This is a genomic window from Amycolatopsis keratiniphila subsp. keratiniphila, from assembly GCF_001620365.2.
Lineage (GTDB): Bacteria > Actinomycetota > Actinomycetes > Mycobacteriales > Pseudonocardiaceae > Amycolatopsis > Amycolatopsis keratiniphila.
In genome coordinates, this window is sequence record NZ_LQMT02000014.1 from 213,996 (window position 1) to 235,772 (window position 21,777).

17 protein-coding genes are annotated in these 21,777 nt (G+C 69.3%); 8 read left to right on the top strand and 9 right to left on the bottom strand.

Annotated features, from left to right (window positions below; all coding sequences use genetic code 11):
* Nucleotides 1–46: 46 nt before the first annotated feature.
* The 4 genes from AVR91_RS16155 to AVR91_RS16170 form a co-directional block, all read right to left on the bottom strand.
* Nucleotides 47–979 (bottom strand): acyl-ACP desaturase, encoded by a 933-nt coding sequence (locus tag AVR91_RS16155; protein WP_063277033.1) that lies wholly within the window; start codon nucleotides 977–979, stop codon nucleotides 47–49.
* 90 nt (nucleotides 980–1,069) lie between these two features.
* The gene (locus AVR91_RS16160; RefSeq protein ID WP_063277034.1) at nucleotides 1,070–1,963 is read right to left on the bottom strand and encodes an ABC transporter permease; all 894 of its coding nucleotides are present in this window, start codon (nucleotides 1,961–1,963) and stop codon (nucleotides 1,070–1,072) included.
* Nucleotides 1,950–2,732 carry an ABC transporter ATP-binding protein gene (locus AVR91_RS16165; RefSeq protein WP_037346592.1) on the bottom strand — a complete coding sequence of 261 codons (783 nt, stop codon included), beginning with the start codon at nucleotides 2,730–2,732 and terminating at the stop codon, nucleotides 1,950–1,952. Before AVR91_RS16165 ends, AVR91_RS16160 begins: the two co-directional genes overlap by 14 nt.
* 16 nt (nucleotides 2,733–2,748) lie before the next feature.
* The gene (locus tag AVR91_RS16170) at nucleotides 2,749–3,807 is read right to left on the bottom strand and encodes an ABC transporter substrate-binding protein (protein WP_063277035.1); all 1,059 of its coding nucleotides are present in this window, start codon (nucleotides 3,805–3,807) and stop codon (nucleotides 2,749–2,751) included.
* Nucleotides 3,808–4,023: 216 nt separating this feature from the next.
* Here AVR91_RS16170 and AVR91_RS16175 point away from each other — a divergent pair, with 216 nt between their 5' ends.
* Nucleotides 4,024–5,544, top strand: a complete 1,521-nt coding sequence (locus tag AVR91_RS16175) for a sensor histidine kinase (RefSeq protein ID WP_143254022.1) — start codon at nucleotides 4,024–4,026, stop codon at nucleotides 5,542–5,544.
* Between the two features lie 216 nt (nucleotides 5,545–5,760).
* On the opposite strand, the gene folP is transcribed toward AVR91_RS16175, so the two are convergent.
* On the bottom strand, nucleotides 5,761–6,627 hold the full coding sequence (gene folP / locus AVR91_RS16180) for a dihydropteroate synthase (protein ID WP_016332020.1): 867 nt from the start codon (nucleotides 6,625–6,627) through the stop codon (nucleotides 5,761–5,763).
* 229 nt (nucleotides 6,628–6,856) lie between these two features.
* Between folP and AVR91_RS16185 the strand changes: the two genes are divergently transcribed.
* Both AVR91_RS16185 and AVR91_RS16190 read left to right on the top strand, forming a co-directional pair.
* On the top strand, nucleotides 6,857–8,017 hold the full coding sequence (locus AVR91_RS16185) for a glycoside hydrolase family 88/105 protein (RefSeq protein ID WP_063277036.1): 1,161 nt from the start codon (nucleotides 6,857–6,859) through the stop codon (nucleotides 8,015–8,017).
* 144 nt (nucleotides 8,018–8,161) lie between these two features.
* Nucleotides 8,162–9,166, top strand: coding sequence for a winged helix-turn-helix domain-containing protein (locus AVR91_RS16190; protein WP_063277037.1), 1,005 nt, complete (start codon nucleotides 8,162–8,164; stop codon nucleotides 9,164–9,166).
* Here the strand turns inward: AVR91_RS16190 and AVR91_RS16195 are convergent, their stop codons facing one another.
* Together AVR91_RS16195 and AVR91_RS16200 are read right to left on the bottom strand one after the other, a co-directional pair.
* Entirely contained in the window at nucleotides 9,167–10,738 is a 1,572-nt protein-coding gene (locus AVR91_RS16195; RefSeq protein ID WP_063277038.1) for an alkaline phosphatase D family protein, read from the bottom strand.
* Between the two features lie 43 nt (nucleotides 10,739–10,781).
* The gene (locus AVR91_RS16200; RefSeq protein ID WP_063277039.1) at nucleotides 10,782–11,438 is read right to left on the bottom strand and encodes an SH3 domain-containing protein; all 657 of its coding nucleotides are present in this window, start codon (nucleotides 11,436–11,438) and stop codon (nucleotides 10,782–10,784) included.
* A 144-nt stretch (nucleotides 11,439–11,582) separates the two neighbouring features.
* Here AVR91_RS16200 and AVR91_RS16205 point away from each other — a divergent pair, with 144 nt between their 5' ends.
* From AVR91_RS16205 to AVR91_RS16220, 4 genes are all read left to right on the top strand, one after another.
* Nucleotides 11,583–14,534: an AfsR/SARP family transcriptional regulator gene (locus tag AVR91_RS16205; protein ID WP_143254017.1), complete on the top strand. Its 2,952-nt coding sequence runs from the start codon at nucleotides 11,583–11,585 to the stop codon at nucleotides 14,532–14,534.
* Nucleotides 14,535–14,669: 135 nt separating this feature from the next.
* Nucleotides 14,670–15,890, top strand: a complete 1,221-nt coding sequence (locus tag AVR91_RS16210; protein WP_063277041.1) for a hypothetical protein — start codon at nucleotides 14,670–14,672, stop codon at nucleotides 15,888–15,890.
* A 142-nt stretch (nucleotides 15,891–16,032) separates the two neighbouring features.
* Nucleotides 16,033–17,418: an FAD-binding oxidoreductase gene (locus tag AVR91_RS16215; protein ID WP_063277042.1), complete on the top strand. Its 1,386-nt coding sequence runs from the start codon at nucleotides 16,033–16,035 to the stop codon at nucleotides 17,416–17,418.
* 94 nt (nucleotides 17,419–17,512) lie between these two features.
* The gene (locus tag AVR91_RS16220; RefSeq protein WP_063277118.1) at nucleotides 17,513–18,724 is read left to right on the top strand and encodes a glycoside hydrolase family 88 protein; all 1,212 of its coding nucleotides are present in this window, start codon (nucleotides 17,513–17,515) and stop codon (nucleotides 18,722–18,724) included.
* Between the two features lie 141 nt (nucleotides 18,725–18,865).
* On the opposite strand, the gene AVR91_RS16225 is transcribed toward AVR91_RS16220, so the two are convergent.
* Complete coding sequence (locus tag AVR91_RS16225) at nucleotides 18,866–19,294, bottom strand: DUF4396 domain-containing protein (protein ID WP_063277043.1); 429 nt, start codon at nucleotides 19,292–19,294, stop codon at nucleotides 18,866–18,868.
* A gap of 253 nt (nucleotides 19,295–19,547) precedes the next feature.
* Between AVR91_RS16225 and AVR91_RS16230 the strand changes: the two genes are divergently transcribed.
* Nucleotides 19,548–20,570 carry an autoinducer 2 ABC transporter substrate-binding protein gene (locus tag AVR91_RS16230; RefSeq protein WP_063277044.1) on the top strand — a complete coding sequence of 341 codons (1,023 nt, stop codon included), beginning with the start codon at nucleotides 19,548–19,550 and terminating at the stop codon, nucleotides 20,568–20,570.
* Between the two features lies 1 nt (nucleotide 20,571).
* Here the strand turns inward: AVR91_RS16230 and AVR91_RS16235 are convergent, their stop codons facing one another.
* A complete protein-coding gene (locus tag AVR91_RS16235; protein ID WP_063277045.1) occupies nucleotides 20,572–21,774 on the bottom strand; it encodes a DUF6923 family protein in 1,203 nt (400 codons plus the stop codon).
* Nucleotides 21,775–21,777 lie beyond the last annotated feature (3 nt).

The window sequence follows — 21,777 nt, forward strand, 5'->3', positions numbered from 1 at the left end:
CCAATCACGCGAGTTACGGCTCCGATCACGTGAGTTACGGCTCCGATCACGCGTGGCGGGCGGCGGCGCGGGCTTCGGCGGCCGCGCGACGCTCTTCGAAGCGCGAAGCCTGGGTGTCGAGGGCCTTCAGGAACTGGTCGAGTTCGTCCCGCGCCTTCTCCCCCACCTCGCCGAGCCCTTCGAGCTCGAAGATCTTCCACTGCCGCAGCAACGGCCAGATCACCTCGTCGTGGTGGATCCGCAGGTCGTAGATGCCCGCCTTCGCGATCAGCGCGGCCTTGCGCACGAAGCTCGGGATCACCGCGCCCGGCATCTGGAACTGGACGACCTCGTCGGTGATGGCGCGCATCATCGCGTCGGGTGACAGCTCCAGCGACGCCTGCACCAGGTTCCGGTAGAAGAGCATGTGCAGGTTCTCGTCCATCGCGACCCGCGCGAGCAGCTTCTCGCACAACGGATCCTGCGTGTACTTGCCGGTGTTGCGGTGCGAGATCCGCGTCGCCAGCTCCTGGAACGACACGTACGCGAAGACGTTCAGCAGCTCCTTGTCGCCGCTGTCGTACCCGGCCTGCATGGTCTGCATCCGCATCCGTTCCAGCTCGACCGGATCGACCGCGCGCGTCACCAGCAGATAGTCGCGGATGCAGATGCCGTGACGGCCCTCTTCGGCGGTCCAGCGGTGCACCCACGTGCCCCACGCGCCGTCGCGGCCGAAGGCGCGCTCGATCTCGCGGTGGTAGCTCGGCAGGTTGTCCTCGGTGAGGAGGTTGACCTCCAAGGACGTCCGCGCGATCGGCGACACCCTCGACTGCTCCGGATCCCAGGCCTCCCCGCCGAGGTCGGCGAAGTTCCGGCCCTCGTCCCACGGCACGTATTCGTGCGGCATCCATTCCTTGGCGACCGAGAGATGCCGGTTGAGGTTCTCCTCGACCGTCCCCTCGAGCTCGAGCATCAGCCGGGTGGTTTCGGGGACCGCCATGCGTTTCGTCCTTCCAGGGTACGGAAAACGCTACCTACGACACCGTAACTTACGGTGCCGTAGGTTTGCCACCTCCGGAGGATGAACGACTTACAGCGAAGCCGTCAGTCCCCGCGCCCGCAGGACCGAACGTTCCAGCGGACGGAACACCAGCAGCTCGATACCGACGCCGACCAGCAGGATCAGGAAGATCGCCGAGATCACGCCTTCCATGCTGTTGAACGACGAGCCCTCGTTGAGGTACGCGCCGAGCCCTTTGCCCAGCGCAGGGGACAGCGCGATCAGCTCGGCGGCCATCAGCGAACGCCACGAGAACGCCCAGCCCTGTTTGAGCCCCGCCAGGAACCCGGGCAACGCGGCCGGCAGCAGGATGTGCCGCGCCGACGAGAACCGGTTCGCGCCCATCACCTGGCCGACGCGCGGCAGGATCGGCGGGATCTGGTCGATGCCCGAGACGAGGCCGTTCGCGATCGAAGGCACCGAACCCAGCAACACCACGAAGTAGATCGAGGCGTCGTTCAGCCCGAACCACAGGATCGCCGCCGGCACCCACGCCACCGACGGAAGGCTTTGCAGCCCGGTCAGGAACGGCCCGACCGCGGCGCGCACGATGCGGACCTTCGCCACCAGCAGGCCGAGCGGGGTCCCGATGACCACGCCGATCAGGAAGCCCAGCGCGGCCCGGTGCACCGACGTCCAGACGAATTCGAAGATCTCGCCGTCGACGGTGATGCCGACGAGTTCGTCCCATACCGCGAGCGGCGCGGGCAGCATCGCCTCCGGCCAGAACGCGGCGGCCCACAGTGCCTGCCACAACGCGACCAGCAGCGCCAGGAAGACCACCGGCGGCACGAAGCCGCGCAGGAACCGCTTGCCCCGGCTTTCCCGGCGTTCGCCGGTCGGGGTGTCGAGCGAGTCGAGCCCCGCGCCGACGGCCTCGTCGGCGTCTTCCACCGCGGTTTCAGGGCGGTCAAGCCGCGGCATGGGTACTGATCACCTCCCGGAGGTGACCGGTGATCTCCAAGGTCAGCTCTTCGGCGTCGGAGGCCTGGACGTCGCGCCATTCCCGCACGACCCGGCCCGGCCGCGACGACAGCAGCACGACCCGCTGGCCCAGCCGGACGGCCTCGCGGACGTCGTGGGTCACGAACAGCACCGAGGTGCCGGTGCTGCGGTAGACGCGCAGCAGTTCACCCTGCAGGACGTCGCGGGTGATGGCGTCGAGCGCGGCGAACGGCTCGTCCATCAGCAGCAGCGACTGTTCCGCGTCGCCGCCGACGCGCAGGGTCGCGGCCAGCGCCCTGGCGAGCGCGACGCGCTGCCGCATCCCGCCGGACAGCTCGTGCGGCCGCTTGTCGCCCGCGCCGCCGAGGCGGACGAGTTCGAGCAGTTCCGCCGCCTTCTCGCGGCGCTCGGCCCGGCCGAAACCGGCGAGCCGCAGGGGCAGTTCCACGTTGCGGGCCGCGGTCAGCCACGGCATCAGCGCGGCCTCCTGGAACATCACCGCGGGCCGGGAGGTTTCGAGCGTGATCGAGCCCGACGTCGGCTGGTCGAGGCCGGCGACCAGGTTCAGCAGGGTGCTCTTGCCGCAGCCGGAGGCGCCGAGGAGACAGACGAACTCGCCGGGCGCGACCGTCAGGTCCATCCCGTCGAGGGCCACGACGGCGCGGCCGGTCGGCCCGAACGCCTTCCGCACCCCGTCGAGCCGCACGGCGACCTCGGTGGACAGGCCGGGCTCCAAGGTGGTCGTCATCGCTGATCCCCTCCGGTCACTTCGTCAGCCCGGGCGCGTTCACGCCGGGCTTGCCCTGCTCCTTGAGCACGGCGTTGAGCGGGCCGAAATCGGCGAACCCCTTGAGGTCCACCGCGGACTTCACCACGCCCGCGGTCACCGAGTCCTGCGCGAGCTGGGTGAAGGTCGACGCCACCGGATCGATGCCGAGTTCGATGCCGGAGAACGCGCGGTCGAGAACGGCCTCGCTCAGTGTGCTGCCCGCGAGCGCCTTGAGTTCTCCGTTGACCACCTTCTTCGCCTCGGCGGGGTTGGTCTTCGCCCATTCGATCGCGGCGAGTTCACCCTTGAGGATGGCGGTGACGGTCTCGGGGTGCTGCTGGAGGAACTCGCTGCGGACGATCACGACCGTGGTCGGGAACTTGCCCTCGGGCCACAGGTTCTTCTCGTCCAGCAGGACCTTCGCGCCCGCGTCCAGCACGAGCCGCGAGGACCACGGTTCGGGCAGCCAGCCGCCGTCGAGCTCGCCCTTCTTGAAGGCGTCGAACGTCTTCGGGTTGTCGAGGTTCGTGACCTTGACGTCCGGCAGCTTCTTCTCGGCGACGAACTTCTTGAGCGCGACGTCCTGGGTGTTCGCCAGCGACGGCGTCGCGATGTTCTTGCCGCTCAGCTGCTCGGGCGTGGTGATCTCCGGCTTCACCACCAGCTGCGCGCCGCCGGTGACGGCGCCGGAGACGAGCTGGATGGCGCCCTTGGACTTGGTGAAGGCGTTGATCGCGGGCCCGGAGCCGATGAAGGCGATGTCGAGCGAGTTGCCGAGCAGCGCGTTGACCTCTTCGGGGCCGGCGTTGAACGTCTGCGTGGTGAGCTTCGTCGAGCCGAGTTCCTTGGCGAAGAAGCCGTTCTTCGCGCCGATCAGCGCGGGCGCGTGCGTCACGTTGGGGAAGTACCCGACGCGCACCTCGGCCGCGGCGCCCTGGCTCTTCTGCTCCACCTCGGTACCCCTGTCGGCACGCGAACACCCCGTGATCCCGCCGGCCAGTGTCAGGGCGGCGAAGGCCGCGGCCAGCAAGCGGGTTCTGTGGTGGGTGCGCACGGCAGGTCGCCTTTCGGAGGGTACGACTCGGCTCGGGTGATGGCGCGAGAGTCGCATGTTCACCCACGTGCCTGCATCGGCATCCGAATGACGGGAAAGATGCTGAGAAAGCTTGACACCTGGCGGAACAGTTGTTCCACATATCAGGACCGGTGTAACGGTCCGGGCCGAACGGACGAATCACGCTTAGTGGTGACGCACCCTCGGACCGTCGCGATGGCGGGCGTGCTGACCGCCGGGATCGGCATGGGCGTCGTCGCGACGACCCTCAAAATCGCCGACGGCGGGCACACCGTTCTCGACACCACCTTGTCGTCCGCGACGGGGTTCCTCTTCCTCCTCGCCGGCGCCGTCGCGCACGTACGCCGCGCCTCGAATCCCATCGGCCTGCTCATCGCCCTGGTGGGGCTCGCGTTGTTCACCGAGGATCTCCAATTCGCCGACGAGCCGCTGACGCACACCGCCGGCCTGGCGCTGGCGGCCGCGTCCAGCCCGGTGATCGCGCATCTCGTGCTCGCCTTCCCCCACGGGAAACTCCAGTCGCGCGGGGAGCGGGTGCTCGCGTTCTCCGCGTACGCCGTGGTCTTCTCCTCGGCCGTGCTCGGCCTGCTGGTCGACGACGATCCGCGGAACCTCGCCGCGGTCGCCGCCTCACCGGAGGCCGAACAGCTGGTGAAACGGCTGCTGGAACTGGTCGGCGCGCTGATCGGCGGCGGGGTCGTGGTGGTGCTGCTCTATCGCTGGCTCACCGGGCGGCTTCCGCAGCGGAGGCTGCTCTCCCCCGTCCTCGCGATCGCCGTGGTGGGCGCGGTGAGCACCACGGTCGGCAGCGCGCTCGGCGCCGGGCACCCGTTCTCCGAACCGCTGCTGGACGTCTACCGGATCTCGTTCTGCCTGTGGCCGCTGACGTTCCTGATCGGGGTGCTGCGGGCGCGGGTCGGCAACGCGGAGATGATCCGGCTCCTGCTGGAACGCGACGGCTCCGGGCTGGCCGCGCTCGTGCAGGACGACGAGGTGTGGAAGGACAGCCGGTCGATCGACGCGCTCAACGCCGCGGCCGGGCTGGTGCTGGACAACCAGCGGCTGGCCGCGGAACTGGAGGAACGGCTCGTCGAGGTCCAGGCCTCCCGCGCCCGGATCGTCGCCGCCGCCGACGACGAACGGCGGCGGGTCGAGCGGGACCTGCACGACGGGGCACAGCAACGCCTGGTCAGCGTCGTACTGCTGCTGCGGATGGCGGAACGGCGGCTCGGGGACGACCTCACGCCCGCCGTCGCGACCCTGCTGGGGAGCACGATCGACGAACTCCAGGCCACCGTCACCGAACTGCGTGAGCTCGCGCGCGGGCTCCGGCCGCCGATCCTCACCGAGGCCGGGCTGATCCCCGCGGTCCGGTCGCTGCTGGACCGGGTCCCGATCGCCGTCGACCTCGTGGGGGCGGACGTGCCGCGGCTCAGCGGCGCCGTGGAGGCCACGGCGTACTTCGTCGTCTCCGAAGCGGTCACCAACGCGTTGAAACACGCGCAGGCCGAACAGGTCCGGGTACGCATCCGCGTCGAGGAGGACGGCCTGCGGGTGGACGTCCACGACGACGGCGTCGGCACGGCCGACATCGGCGGCGGTTCCGGGCTGCACGGACTGCGCGACCGGGTCCGCGCGCTCGGCGGCGAACTGACCGTCGCGAGCGAACCCGGCTCTGGCACGACGGTTTCCGCCGTCATCCCGACGGACGGCTAAGATCCCTTCTGCGGGCCGGCGTGCGTGATTGCAGGGACGACACGCGTGATCAGATGGACGACTCGCGTGTCCAGGTGGACGACACGCGGCGATCCCGGGCGCGTGCGCGTGTCGTCCATCCAATCACGCGTGTCGTCCATCTGATCACCAGTGTCGTCCCCGCGGTCACGCGAAATGCCCGATCGCAGACCGAATCGCGCCGGCGACCGACCGCGGCTAGGCAAGCCCTCGGATCGCGCGCGCGGGCGGCCGTGTCCCCTGGATCGACGCGACCATCTCCAGCACCTGCCGGGTGCGCCGGACTTCGTGCACCCGGAACACCTTCGCGCCTTCGGCCACCGCCCAGGCCGTCGCGGCGAGGGTGCCGTCGACCCGCTCCGCGAGTTCCACGCCGAGCGTCTCCCCGACGAAGTCCTTATTGGACAGTGCCATCAGCACGGGCCAGCCGGTGTCCGCGAGTTCCCGCGCGTGCCGCAGGAGCGCCAGGCTGTGCCAGGTGTTCTTGCCGAAGTCGTGCGTCGGGTCGATCAGCACTCCTTCACGCGGGACGCCGAGCGCCACGACGGCTTCGGCGTGAGCCGTCGTCTCCGCGACGACGTCCGCGACGATGTCCGGGTACCGCACCCGGAACGGGCGGGTGCGCGGGACGGCGTTCCCGGTGTGCGAGCAGACGTAGCCGGTGCCGAATTCCGCGGCGACCTCGGCCAGTTTCGGATCGGCACCCGCCCAGGTGTCGTTGATCAGGTCCGCGCCTGCCTCCGCCGCGCGCCTGCCCACCTCGTGGCGCCAGGTGTCGACGCTGATCACCAGATCGGGATGCAGTTCGCGGATCCGCTCGACGAACGGGACCACCCGTCGGATCTCTTCCTCGACGTCCACGTCCGCGCCGGGACCCGCCTTGACCCCGCCGATGTCCACGATGTCGGCGCCCTCGGCCACCACCCGGTCGACGGCGGCGAGCGCGTCCGGATCCGAGAAGGTCGCGCCCTTGTCGTAGAACGAATCGGGGGTCCGGTTGACGATGGCCATGACCAGGGCGCGGTCCCGGGCGACGCGGCGCCCGCGGAAGGTCAGCTCGTTCACGCACCGATCGTAGGCGAGCGGAAGGAAAGTGCCGCCCAGCGGGACCGTCCCAGGGACCGGGAGCGCCCATTCGGGTGGCGTATCTGATATATGACGTAAGAGATCGGATCTCTCTTGACTCGCCGCCGAACACGCGGGTAGACGTTGTTCAGCCGGGATGGCGACGGACGGCGGATCGGCATCCCGGCCACTCATTCCCCCGGTTTCCCCGGCGCAGGAAGGACCTCGAATGGCACCGGATCCTCTTCGCGCGGCACGGCTTTCGCGGCGCACCGTGCTGGCGGGAACCGCGGGCGCCCTCGGCGCGCTCACCCTGCCCGGCGTGGCCGCCGCGGCTCCGGTGGACTGGTCGCGCGCGGTCGTCGACTCGACGATGAAGCGCCACACGCCGGCCACGCTCGGCGGCTGGGGCTACACCCGCGGCCTCTACCTCTACGGCCAGTACCTGGTGTACCGGCGCACCGGCGAGAAGTCCTACCTCGACTACATCCTCGCCTGGTACGACCGCTTCGTCACCGACAGCGGTATTTCCAACGGGTTCACCAATCTCGACGCGATGCGCTCCGGGCAGATGTTCCCCTTGCTGTACACCGAAACCGGGCAGGCCAAGTACAAGACCGCGGCGGACCAGCTGCGTGGCCGCTTCCCGTCCTATCCCCGGACGTCCGACGGCGGGATGTTCCACGCCACGAGCCGGGTCGGGCAGCTGTGGGCCGATGGCGTGTACATGGCGCAGCCGTTCCTCGCCCTGTACGGCAAGACCTTCGGCGACGCCGCCTACTGCTACGAAGAGGCCACGAAGAACGTCAGCGTCTACTTCGACCATCTCAAGGAACCCGCCAAGGGCCTGCTCTACCACGCCTACGACGAAGACGGCTCGGAACCGTGGGCTTCGGGCGCCGGACGGCATTCGAAGTACCACTGGGGACGGGCGATCGGCTGGCTCGGGATGACGGCGATCGACCTCCTCGAAATCCTCCCCCGCGACCATCCGCGACGGCGTCGTCTCGTGGACGTCGTCAAATTCCTCGCGGCCGGTTACAGGCGCTGGCAGGACCGGGCTTCGGGCCGCTGGTTCCAGGTCGTCGACCGGGGCGGCGACAAGGACAACTGGCTGGAGACGTCGGCTTCGGCGATGTACACGTTCCTGCTCTCCCGCGCGGTGCAACGCGGCTACGTCGGCCCCGAATACGGGCCTGTGGCCGCGAAGGGCTACCGCGGGGTGCTGTCCCAGGTTTCGACCGATCCCGAAGGATTGACCGATATCGCGAACATTTCCGAAGGCACCAACGTCGGCGACACGGCGTATTACTACGCTCGTAAACGCAACACCAACGATTTCCACGGTCTCGGCGCGTTCCTCATCATGAATGAGCAACTCGCCCGCTGAGGTCGCCGCACCGGCCGAAGGACGCCTTCCCCGCTTCCGACCTGGGGAAAGCGTCCTTCGGTCGTTTTCCGGGCGGATGCCGGGTATTGACGGGAGGCGCTAACATCGCGTGCTGCGAAGCCCACTCCCAGGAGGGACGACCGGATGCGCGAGACGCCGCCCCCGGCTTCTTATACCCGGCTCGAACTCGGTGACACCAGCACGATCCCGGTCGGTGTGACGGTTTCACCGCACATCTCGCTGGTTTCGATGCTCGTCGAGGTCGTCGGCGGGTACGACCGCGGCCTTCCCGCCCCCTGGCGGCGTCAGGTGGGCTCGGCGATCCCCGAGCAGGGCTACCGCGCGGCGGGCGCGCTCGCCCGCCGCGGCACCTCGGTGCAGCCGGACTTCATCGTCCCGGTCAGCCCCGGCGAGGATTCTTCCGCCGCCGCCCAGGCGGAGATGCTGCGCGAGCTGCCGGAAGCCGACGTCCTGAAAGGCCTGGAAGAGGTCTTCGGCGACCGGTTGCCCGCGCAGTGGCGGCAGGCCGCCGACCATCCGAGACGCTGGGTCGCCTCGCTCGCGGACGCCTTCACCGCGACCCGGCTGGCGACCGAAAATCTCTGGACCAAGGCCCGTCCCCTGCTCGACCGCGAGATCGAACGCATCGGCGTCGCCTCCGTCCGCGGTGGGACGGACGCGGTACTCGGCCTGCTGCGGCCCCATTTCCGGTTCAGCAACGGATGTCTCCTGCTGCCCGACGCCGAACCGGCGCGGTACACCACGCGTGGCCGCAAGCTGATCCTCGTCCCGATGCTCGCGGGCAGCCGCTCGGTGGTGTCCAACTTCGACGAAGAGGACGCCATCTGGATCGGCTACCCGCTGCCGGGGCTCGACGGCCTGCTCGACGGCGGCAAGACCGAGCCGGCCCCCGGTGTCGACGGGCTCGATCTGGTGGTCGGTGCCCACCGCGCGAAACTGTTGCGGCATCTGGGAAAACCCGCTCGGATGGGCGAGATCGCGAATTTGCTGTCATGCGCCGCGAGCACTGCGACCTATCACTGCGAACAGCTCGTTTCGGCGGGGTTGATCCAGCGGCACCGCGAGGGCCAGGTCGTCCTGGTGGTCCGGACTCCTCGCGGTGACGCGCTGGTGGACCTGCTCTCCTGACTAGACCCGCTGCAGCCCCGGCTTACCGGCCTCGACGACGTACGAACGGTCCGCGGCCAAGGTCACCTTCGAGAAGTCGTACTCGGTGGTGTCCGAGACCGTCATGAAGTCCGCCCGCATCTGCGTTTGCGACGCCGTCACCCGGACGTAGCCGCGCTTTCCCCGGCAGTACTTGATGTGCGGATTGTGCGAAAGCCACGTCGACGACGGGTCGGTCGCGGTGTCGCTGTTGCTCGTCACCGAGGTCGTCACGAGTTCCGAACCGAACACCGGGTCGCTGTGGTTGAAGTAGTCGCGCCGCAGATCGGCCGCCCAGTGCCGGTGGACGTCGCCGGTCAGCACGATCGGGTTCGGCACCTTGCGGTCCACGATGCCCTTCGCGATCCGGTCGCGCGAAGCCTCATAACCCTGCCAGGAGTCGGGGCTCTCGCACGTCGCCTTGTTGCCGTCGCCGTCACGGGTGGCGAAGAAGACCTGCTGGCCGAGGAAGTCCCACTTCGCCGGGTGCGTCTCCAGCGCCTTCAGCAGCCACGCTTCCTGCGTGGTGCCCAGGATGCCGCGCGACGTCGACCGCATGTCCGTGCACGACGGTCCGGCCGAACCGGACGGGTCGGGCACCTGCGCGCTGCGGTACTGACGGGTGTCGAGCATGTGGAACCGCGCGAGGTTCCCCCACGTGAACTGGCGGTACAGACGGATCGACGCGCCGCTCGGCTTGGCGGTCGACCGGATCGGCATGTTCTCGTAGAACGCCTGGAAGCCGGCGGCCTTGCGCGCGTCCGTCGCGGGGCTGGTGGTGCCGTTCCAGTTGTTCATCACCTCGTGGTCGTCGAAGACCACGAGCCATGGCGCCATCGCGTGCGCGTTCTGCAGATCGGCGTCGGTCTTGTGCTGGGCGTGCCGCGCGCGGTACTGGGCGAGCGTCGTGACGTCCTCGGTGAACGCCAGCCGTCGCGGATTCCGCTCGGCGGCGGCGCGGCCGGACTTCTTCTCGTACATGTAGTCGCCGAGGAACAGCACCAGTTCCGGGTTGTCGGCGAGCATGCCCTTGTACGAGTGGTACCAGCCCTCCTCCCAATGCTGACAGGAGGAGAAGCAGTACTTCAGCTGGTTCACCGCGGCACCGGCGGCCGGAGCGGTCCTGGTCCGGCCGACCGGTGAGATGTAGCCGCTGGTCTTGAACCGGTAGAAGTATTCACGTCCCGGCTCGAGTCCGACCGGTTCGATGTGCACGCTGTGCCCGGAGGCGCGGGCCGCGGTCACGGTGCCCCGCTGCGCGATCGAGGTGAACGCCTGGTCGTTCGCGAGTTCCCAGTCCACTGTGTACGAAGCGTCCGGCATCCCGCCGAAACCGTCGGGGTTCAGCGGGGCGGGCGCGAGCCGCGTCCACAGCACGACGCTGTCCGGCAGCGGGTCACCCGAGGCGACACCGAGCTGGAACGGGTCGTGGATGGCGGGCGCCGCCGCCAGCGTTCTCGCGTTCGCCCACGAAGGCAGCGTCGACGACAACGCCGCCGCAGAAACCGCCGCGGCCCCGCCGAGGAGTACCGCGCGCCGATTCACCTGGCCCATGAAAATTCAACCTTTCGAAGTGGGGAAAGAACGGGGAGGGATTTCACGAGGCGTAATCGGTGATGCCGCCACTACAGGCTTCGAGCGTCGGATTGGCGGCGGCGTCGGCGACGCAGACCTTGTAATAGACCCACGATCCCTTCGCGACCGGCACGGCCTTGTCGACGTGGGTGCCGTTGCCGCCGGAGGCCCAGACGTAGAACGGACCGGCGCCGCCCTTCAGCCAGTAGGCGACCACGGCGGACTTGCCGTCGGCGTTCTTGTCGTAGACGAGGAAATGCGCGTCCGACGAACGGAACTGCCCCTCACCCGCGCAGACGCCGGTGGAGCATTCGGCACTGCCGGAACCGACTCCGCAGTCGGGTGCGATCCGCTGGTCCGAGCCGGTGTAGACGTAGCCGTCGGAGATGTAGCCGCCCAGCGCGGGAACGTAGTCCCACAACGTCGTGGTGCCCAGCGGGCCGGCGACCGAGGTCCCGATCGTCTGGCAGTCGATGGTCACCGTGGCGCCGTTGGCCACCGTGCGCACCGCCGTCGAGGAGGTGCTGGGGGCGCGGCGGACGTTCAGCGGATCACCCGCCGTCTTCACGGTCCCGGTGGCCGCTGCCACCGCGGGAGTGGCTCCGGCGAGGCCCAAGGCGCCCGCCGTCACCAGCACGAGAAAGAAACCGGCGAGCCGCCGGACACTTGAACGCTTCATGACCGCAGGGTCGACCGGCGTCGTACACATCACGTACAAACGCCGGCCCGGTGTCTGCACATGCATGCGAATGGATCTAGCCAACCATGGCGGGACGGCAATATTATCGGCGGATATGGGGCTCCTGCCGTATTGGCGGTTTAGGTGACTATTCTCGGGTTTCGCGTTCTCGGTCCGCTCGAAGTGGCGGTGGACGGGCAGGTGGTGCCGCTCGGCGGCCCCAAACCACGTCTGCTGCTGGCCGCTCTCCTGCTCCAGCCCAACGTCGTCGTCTCCACCGAGCTGCTGATCGAGGTCCTGTGGCCGTCGTCGGCTCCCCGGTCGGCGGCCGCGAACATCCGTACCTACGTCCATTCACTCCGCAAACGCCTCGCCGACCACGACCCCGCACTCGGGGAACGCATCGGGAGCCGGGCGTCCGGCTACATCCTCAAGGCGACGCCGGAGGAGATCGACCACATCCGGTTCGGCGAATTGGCCGCCCGCGCGCAGGACGCGCTCGGCCGGGGCGAAGCCGGATCCGCACTCGACCTGCTGGATCAAGCCGAAGCCCTGTGGCGCGGGGAAGTACTCGAAGGTCTCCCCCACGACCACGGCTGGGGCGCGACCGTGGCGCGGCTGTCGGAACTGCGGCTGGCGGTGCAGGAACAGCGGCTGCGGGCGAGGATCGAACTCGGCCGGACCGCCGAGGCCGTCGCCGAACTGCGCGGCCTGGTCACCGAGCATCCCCTGCGCGAGGAGCTCTGGCAGCAGCTGATCGTCGCGCTGCGGGCCGACGGCCGCACGGCCGACGCGATCGAGGCCTACGAAACGGCCGAGAAGGTGCTGGCCGAGGAGCTCGGCACCGAACCGGGCCCGCGGCTGAGGGAACTGCGGGCCTCGCTGGTGAGCACGCCGTCCGCGGCCCAGGAGGCGGTGGCCGCCGCCCTCACCCGGCCGATGGCGCCGGTCTGCCAGCTGCCGCTGGACCTGCCGGACTTCACCGGCCGCGACGACGTGGTCGACGAGCTCGTCGGCCTCTTCCGCGAACGCCGTGAGCAGGGAAAGCCCGCGATCGCGGTGCTTTCGGGGGCACCGGGGATCGGCAAGTCCTCCGTCGCGATCCGGGTGGCGCACGCGGTCCGCGACGATTTCCCGGACGGTCAGCTGCACGTCGACCTCGCCGGGACGTCGTCCTCGCCCCGGCCCCCGATGACCGTGCTCGCCGAACTGCTCCGCGCGCTCGGCGTCCCGGACGCGGGACTGCCGCGCGATCTCCCCGAACGCGCCGCGCTGCTGCGGTCCCGGCTGTCGACCATGCGGATGTGCGTGGTCCTCGACGACGCCGGCAGCGCGGCGCAGGTCCGGCCGCTGCTGCCCGGCGCGGGTTCGTGCGCGGTGCTGATCACCAGCCGGATCCGGATGCCGGATCTGGCCGGGGCCACCCCGGTCGACATCGAGCTCCTTCACGAAGCCGAGGCCGCGGCGCTGCTCGAAGGCATCGTCGGCGCCGAGCGGGTCGCCGCGGAACCGGACTGCGCGACCGCGATCCTGCGCCACTGCGGGTATCTGCCGCTGGCGATCCGGGTCGCCGGGGCGAAGCTGACGCACCGGCCGGGCTGGACGTTGCGTGTGCTGGCGGACCGGCTGCGGGACGAAAGACGAAGATTGGACGAACTTCGCGTCGGCGATCTCGCCGTACGGGCGAGTGTCACCCTCAGCTACGACCTGCTGCCGATGTCGGCGGCGACCGCGTTCCGCGGCCTCGGCGGCCTCGGCTCGGTGCAGTTCCCCGGCTGGGTGGTGGCGGCCCTGCTCGGCCGCGAGCACGGCGACGACGTCCTCGACGTGCTGGTGGACGCCCATCTGGTCGAGCTCAGCGGCTCGGACGCCACCGGCGAGCCCCGCTACCGCCTGCACGACCTGTTGCGGTGTTACGCGCTCGAACTCCGCGCGCAGGACGTCCCGGCGAAGGCGCACGCCGCCACGAAACGGGTGCTGGAGGGCTATCTCGCGCTGGCGATCGAGGCCGCGGACCGGCTGCCGATCCACTTCTTCGGCCTGTACCGGGACGACGCCGCGGCCCAGCCCGCCCTCCCCCGCGGAACCGGACGGCTGATCGAGGATCCGGCCGCGTGGTTCGCCGCCGAGCGGCACACCTGTGTCGCCGCGGTCTCGCTGGCCGCCGACCTCGGCTTCGATGCGCTGGCCTGGCGGCTCGCCGCCGCGCTGGCGCCGTACTTCGACCAGCGCGGGCACCAGGACGACTGGCTGCACACGCACGCCGTCGCGCTGGCCGCCGCCCGCCGGTCCGGCGAGGTCCGCGGCGAGGCGATCATCCAGCGCAACCTCGGGCAGATCCAGCTGTACCAGGACAGTTACGCCGAAGCCCTGGTCGCGTTCGAGCAGTCGCAACTGCTGTTCGACAAGGTCGGCGACGCGCAGGGCGCGGCGATCGCGCTGGCCGGGCTCGGCACCGTGCTGCGGATCAAGGGCGAGGACACCGTCGCGCTGGAGCACTGTCACGCGGCGCTCGACCAGTTCTCGGCGGCGGGTGATCCGCACGGCGAGGCCGTCGCGCGGATCGCGATCGGCGCGGTGTGGCTGGCGCGGCGCCGGTTCGACGAAGCGGAACGCTGGTTCACCGAGGCGCTCGATCAGTCCGCCCGGATCGGGGACCGGCATCGGGAGGCGCACGCGTTGAAGCGGCTCGCGATGCTCCGGCAGCACCAGGGCGACCTCGCGGGGGCGAGGGAGTGGGTCGACCGCGCCATCGCCCTCTTCAACGAACTCGGCGACGACCACTGCGTCGGCTACGCGAACCAGAATCTCGGCGAGCTGTACCTGCACAGCGGCGATCTGGCGCACGCGCAACTGCTGCTGGTCAATTCGCTGAGCGTGCACCGGCGCAACGGGGACCGCCGGTCCGAGGCCGAGGTGTCGCAGTTGCTCGGGGAACTGCACGAGGCGCTGAGCCAGCCCGAGCGGTCGCGGACCTATTCGGAACGCGCGCTGGCGTTGTGGCGGGAACTCTCCGCCCGGCCGCAGGAATCCGCGCTCGCTTCGCGCCTTCAGGAGTCGGCCGAAGCGTCCTACAACGACTCCGCGAGCGCCTGACCTTCCAGCTTTTCGGCACCTGATCGCGGTGTTCACGCACCGCGATCAGGTGCCGACTTGCGTTTGTATCGATCGTGTACAGGTCCCGGCGAAGCTCCCTTCGTAGCAACCGAGAGTGCTCGAAGGGAGACCGGAATGGTCCGGACCGTGAAGGCCCGCCGGGTGATGGCGGCCGTGCTGGCCATGGGGGCGGTCACCGCGCTCGCCGCCGGCCCCGCGAACGCCGCGCCCGAAGGAAGCTGGCGCGCCGACCTGTCCACTGTGGACGGCGACGACGTCAACGTCCGCAGCGACGGCGGCGTGCTCAGCCTGGAAAACGCCGCCTGGCACAGAAAACCCGACTCCATCGGCAGCCAGGGCTACCTGCTGCTGGCCGAGCAGAAGCTCGGGAAGCCGGTCAACCGCGTCACCGCCCAGGTGACCGCCGACGCGCCGAAGGGCACCGAGGTCGAGGTCGACGTCCGCGGCAAGCTCAACTCGCAGGACTGGACGGAGTGGACGCCCGCCGACGGTGGCACCCAGCTGTCCGCTTCGGTCTCCACGGTCCAGGTCCGTGTCGGACTGCGCTCGGTCAACGACGGCGTGACCGCCAAGGTCAGCGACGTCACCCTCCTGGGTGAGCTCGCCCCGCAGGTCAACGCGATAGGCGCGGCCGCGGCCCCCCTGACGTACAAGGTCTACGGCACCCGCGAAGGCCTCGTCGGCGGCACCACCGCCAACGGGCACGTGATCAAGTCCCGCGACCACTTCGTCGCGCTCCCGTCGGGCCGCGGCCTGGCGCCGAAGAACACCGGCAACTACACCGTCCGCATCTGCCGCACCGACAACAGCCGCTGCGAATACGCGCCGGTGTGGGACGTCGGCCCGTGGAACACCAAGGACGACTACTGGAACCCGTCGGCCACCCGTCAGATGTGGAAGAACCTGCCGCAGGGCAAGCCCGAGGCGCAGGCCGCGTACCAGGACGGCTACAACGGCGGCAAGGACGAGTTCGGCCGCCGGGTGGCCAACCCGGCGGGCATCGACCTCGCGGACGGCACCTTCTGGGACGGCCTGAAGATGACGGACAACGGCTGGGTCAACGTCTCCTACCTGTGGACCGGCTCCGGCCCGACCGGCGTCGTCAGCACGGCGGGCGACCCGATGAACGTCCGCGCGTCGGCGAGCACCTCGGCGGCGATCAAGGGTCTCGCGGCGAACTACGCGAAGGTCAACATCGAATGCTACGTCGAGGGCGAGACCGTCACCGGCAAGTTCGGCACCAGCAACATCTGGGACCGGATCGGCCCGGGACACTACATCTCCGACACCTACCTGCAGACCGGCTCGGACCTGCCGGTGGCTCCCAAGTGCTGACGCACTCCTGATCGCGAAGGCCCGGCGTACCCCATAACGCCGGGCCTTCGCCCTTTTGTCCGCCCTTTCCGCCGCTCGTGCGGACCTGGGGCCGGGGCGTCCGCCATCGAGACTGGCGGTAGCCACGACCTGAGGGGGTCCCATGAATCCGCCCGAAACGACCACGTTGCGCGAGAAGCTCTCCGGCACGGTGATCACCGCCGCCGATCCCGGTTACGACGCCGCCCGCGCCGTGTGGAACGGCGACATCGACCGGCGTCCGGCGGTGGTCGCCGAATGCGCCACGCGCGAAGACGTCGTCACCGCGCTGGCCTTCGGCCGTGAAAAGGGCCTCGAGATCACGGTGCGCGGCGGCGGGCACAGTTTCAGCGGCGCCGCCGTGGCCGACGACGGCCTGGTGATCGACCTCGGCGGGCTGCGCCGGATCACCGTCGATCCCGACGCCCGCACCGCGGTGGTCGGGGGCGGTGCGGTCTGGGCCGACGTCGACGAAACGACGCAGCGGTACGGGCTCGCGACGGTGGGCGGCACGGTGAGCGACACCGGCGTCGGCGGGCTCACCCTCGGTGGCGGTTTCGGCTGGCTGACGGCGAAACACGGGCTCACGATCGACAATCTGCTTTCGGCGGAGGTCGTGACGGCCGACGGCCGGATCCTGCGGGCGTCGGAGGCGGAGCATCCGGATCTGTTCTGGGCCTTGCGTGGCGGTGGCGGGAACTTCGGCGTGGCCACGGAATTCGAGTTCCGGCTGCACCGGGTCGGCCTCGCCGAGGTCGGGCTGTTCTTCTGGACACTGGACGACGCGCCCGAAGCACTGCGCTTCGCGAAGGACGTGATCGCGACGCTGCCACCGGGCACCGGTTCGATGCTCGTCGGGATCACCGCGCCGCCCGCGCCGTTCGTCCCGCCGGAGCATCACCTCGCGCCGGGACTCGCGCTGGTCGTCGCCGGCTTCGACGGTCCCGAGCGGCACGCCCGGATCGTCGAGCGGATCTGGGACGGGCTGCCCGCGGCGTTCGAACTCGTCACCCCGATGCCGTACGCGGAACTGCAGAAACTGCTCGACCCGACCGCGCCACGGGGCATCCTCGCCTACGAGAAGTCGCTTTACGTCTCCTCACTGTCCGAAAAGGTCATCGACGTGATCGCCACGCGCCTGCCGGACAAGGCGTCGCCGACGACCGTGCTGCCGATCGTGCCGTTGCAGGACACGTTCTCGACGGTGCCCGACGACGCGACCGCGTTCGGCGGGCCGCGGGCACCCGGCTTCGTCATCGGCCTCGCGGCGACCGCGCCGACACCGGAACTCCTGGCCGCCGACCGCGCCTGGGTGCGGGCGCTGTGGGAAGAACTCCTGCCGCATTCCAACAACTACGGCGGCTATCTGAACTTCATGAATGAATACGACGAAGACCGCGTGCGCACGGCGTTCGGCGCGGAGAAATACGCGAGGCTGGCCGCCATCAAGGCGGTGTACGACCCGGACAACGTGTTCCGGCACAACGCGAATATCCGTCCCGCTGAGTGACGCACTATTCACAACCATGAACGCTCTTCACAAGTCCGTAATCATCGTGCGAAACTCCCGTGAACGCATTTCCCACTGACGAATGGCGGGTATGGTGAGCGTTTCCCGGCGAACACTCTTGACCACCGCTGCCGGTGCCGCCGTCGCGGCGACGACGACGATCACCCCGGCCGCCAGTGCGGCCGACGGGCTGAGGACTTTCCGCCGAACGGCGGATTACGCGGTGACCAAACTGCGTGCCGTCGCCCCCGGCGTGACGGCGTTTCCGGAGATCACCCGATTCGAGAAATGGACCTATTCGCAGAACGGCGGCTGGATCGGCGGATTCTGGCCGGGCACCTTGTGGCTCGCCTCGATCTACAGCGGTGATACGCGATTCCGCACGCTCGCCATGGCGTCGGCGGAAAAGCTCGCACCGCGTCAATACGAGACACGGGACCACGACCTCGGATTTCTCTTCTATCCGTCGTGGGTGACCGGCTGGCGGCTCACCGGCGACGAGAAGTGGCGCGCCGGCGCGCTCAACGCCGCCGCGTCGCTCATCCAGCGCTACAACGAAAAGGGGCGGTTCATCCGGGCGTGGGGCGCGCTCGGCACCCCGGGCAACGCGGGCCGGGTCATCGTCGACACGATGATGAACCTGGACCTGCTGGCCTTCGCGAGCAAGCAGAGCGGCGACCGGAAGTACCTCGACATCGCCGTCTCGCACGCGAAGACCACCGAACGGGTCTTCGTGCGCCCGGACGGCTCGACCCCGCACGTGTTCGACTTCGACCCGGACACCGGCGCCGGGATCGGACCGGACACCGTGCAGGGTTACAGCCCGACGTCGTGCTGGTCGCGTGGCCAGGCCTGGGGGATCTACGGGTTCACCACGATGTACCGGCGCTCCGGGGACCCGCTGTTCCTGCGGACCGCGCGACGCATGGCCGACTTCGCGCTGCGCGCGCTGACTCCGGACAACGTGCCGGTGTGGGATTACCTCGCACCGCAGGCGCCCTACGACATCAAGGACTCCTCCGCCGGGGCCGTGATGGCGTGCGGGCTGCTCGACCTGGCGAAGGTGGCGAACCGGCCGCAGTACCGCGAAGCGGCGATCCGGATCCTCACCGCGCTGTGTGACACGTGCCTGACCGCGAACTCCACGCGGGCCGAGGCGATCATGGCGCGGGGCACGCGCAACCGGCGGGCCGAAGACGGCGTCGAGGTTTCGTTGCCGTACGGCGACTATTACCTGCTGGAGGGGATTCTGCGGGTGCTGATGCCGCGGGAGATCGACCGGGCCATCGATCTGTCGAGCGTCTGAACCCGGGGTTTCCGCGGCTGTGCAGCCTTGTGTTGCGAAAGCCACTTTCGCAACATTGGAGGTTGCGAAAGTGGCTTTCGCAACGCGTCCTGGCGCGGCCGCGCGTGACCAGTGATGCAGCCGGGAACTCCGAAGGCCGGCTCAGTGACCTTCGTGGTGCGCGTGGACCTTCGCGTGCCCCAGTCCCCGCCCGATCATCCACTTGTTCACCGGCACCGTCAGTACGAACGCGACAGCCAGCGAGAACGCCAGCGCGCCCCAGAACAGCAGGCTTCCGAGCCCGGCGTCCATGGCGCCCGGCACCACCAGCATGACCGCGTTGTCGACGATTTCCATGACCGCGATCGACACGGTGTCCGCGGCCAGCGCCACCTTGAGCGCGGCGCCGAACGGCAGTCCCGACTTCAGCACGCCGCGCATGGTCAGCGCGTAGCCGAAGACGAAGGCGAGCACCACCGCGAGGACGATCGTCGCCAGGTTGCCGAAGCCGAGCGCCGTACCGATGACCATGCCGAGGACCTCACCGATCGCACAGCCGGTGAGGCAGTGCAGGGTCGCCGACACCGCCATCGACCAGCTTGCTCCACGCCTTGCGTCATCCATGCCGCAGACCATACCCCCCGCCCGTATGAAACGCGCGATGAGCCGTCGCTCACCGTCACCCCCGTAGGCCGACTGGGTAATCGGCCCAGGTCGATGAACTCACTTCCGTAACCCTTTGCGCTCATCCGGTTGACCGGGGTAACCAGGAGCCCTAGTTTCGCCGGAGGTCTCCACCGCGCGTAGACCGATCGGCTGGTTCAGATGGTTCCGTGACTATGGGGTGGAGATGCGAGGGCCGACGAAGACGCTCGTCGTTGCCACTGTGCTCGCTTTGGGCATGGTGTTCGGGCTGGCGGGCTGTGACGGCGAAGAACCGGCGGGCATGGCGGCCAGGCCGATCCGGATCGCGTTCGTGCCGAAGGTCGCGGGCATCCCGTACTTCGAGGCGATGAACACCGGTGGGCAGGCCGCGGCCAAGCAGCTCGGTGTCGAATGGAGCTCGACCGGTCCGGTCACGGTGGACCCCGCGGCGCAGGTCTCGATCGTCCGCGGGCTCGTCGAGCAGCAGGTGGACGTCATCGCGATCGCGCCGAACGACCCCAGGGCGATCGCTCCCGCGATCACCGAAGCGCGGGCCAAGGGCGTCCACGTGATCACTTCGGACACCGACGCGCCCGGCACCGATCGCGAACTCTTCGTCAATCAGGCGACCCCGGAGGGCATCGGCAAGGCGCTCACCGACGCGCTGATGAAGAAGATGGGGAACGCGGGCAAGTACGCGATCGTCTCCTGCGGCGAGACCGCCGAGAACCTCAACGCGTGGATCGCCGTTCAGCGTGCCTATACCGCTACCGCGTACCCCCATGCCCAGCTCGTCGAGACGGTCTACGCCGGCGAGGACAAGGACAACGCCACCGCACTGGCCAAACAGCTGATGACCAAGTACCCGGACCTCACCGGCCTGGTCGGTGAATGCACGACGTCCGCGCCCGGTGTCGCCGAAGCGGTCCGCTCGCAGCAGAAGATCGGCCGCGTCTTCACCGTCGGCGTCGGGACACCGCAGGCGATCAAGCCGTACCTGCTGGACGGTTCCGCGTCGCTTTCGGTGCTGTGGAACGTCGAATCGCTCGGCTACCTCACCGCCTGGGCCGGCAAGCAGATCGCCGAGGGCAAACGGCCAGGCCTGTCGAACAAGGTCAACCTCGAACTCCCCGCGATCAAATACGAGGAAGGCACGAAGACCCTGCTGCTGGGCGACCCGCTCCTGATCACGCGCGAGAACGTGGACCAGTTCAAGTACTGACTCACCGGGCCCGCCGGACGGCACCGGCCGCGGCACCACCGCCGAGGATCAGGACCAGCGCGGTCAATCCCCAGCGCCGTTTCTCCTTCGTACGGGCGTGCGCGTCGACCTCCTCCGCCGTTTCCTTCCGTTCCCTGGGCGCCACCGAACGAGAGGGCCTCGGCGCGGAAACCGGCGGCTGCGGCATCACCTGAGGAGCGGACGAAGCGGACGTGGGCGCCGGGCTCGACGACGGCGCAGGGCTCGGCGAAGAAGACGGACTGGGCGACGGCGGCGAAGAACTGGAAGTAGGCGTGAGGGAAGGAGACGGCGTCGGCGTAGGTGCCGGTGTCGGCTTCGGTGGCTCAGGTTTTGGCGGTTCGGGCTTGGGCGGCGTGGGCGCGGTGAGGCAGCCCGCGGCGTCGGAACCCGCCAGCGGCGGTCCGGAAAGCACCACGGTCACCCGCCCGCTCCGGTCCAGCCGGTAGAGCACGCTGCGCCCGCCGATCCGGTTCGCCGTGGCGTACAGGGCACCGTCGCGGCCCAGCACGACCGAGCCGTAGACGTCGGCGGGCGGGAAACGCGCGTCTTCGGCCTCGCGGACCTTGCCGGTCTCCGGATCGATGGTGATCACGGCGCCCTTTCCGCGCCAGGTGGTGGAAACCCCGTACAGCAATCCGTTGTGGTACGCGAAATCGTTGACGTCGTGGGCGAGCGTGATCGGCCGCAGGAACACCGTCCTGATCACCCGCAGATACCGCTCCCCCGGCGTCAAGTCCACTGTGTACAGTGTGCCGTTCCTGAGCAGGTACCAGGAATCCCCGCCGATCGCGCCGGCGGTCACGCCCGCGACGGGGCTCCACAGCGGCAGCCGGTTCCCGGCGCGGGTGATCGGGCCGAGGTCCTGGGTCTTCCCTTCCCGGTCGATCGTCACCGCGTGCGCGCCCCGGCTGAGTCCTTCGGCGACACCGAAGACCAGATTCCGCGTCGCGGAGTAGCCGAGCGCGTTGAGCCGGTAGCCCGGCTCGGTCACCCGTGACGTCGTACCCGAGCCGACGTCGAGCCAGCGCAGCTTCGACTTCCCGTACGACCCGGTCTCCGCCTGCACCACCAGGCACGACTCGGCGGCCCGCGCGGCCATCGGCGCCAGGAGCGCCGACGCCCCCACCAGCCCGGCGACGGCCACCGTCGCCGCGCCCCGGGTCACCCGGTCCACTGTGCTCACCGG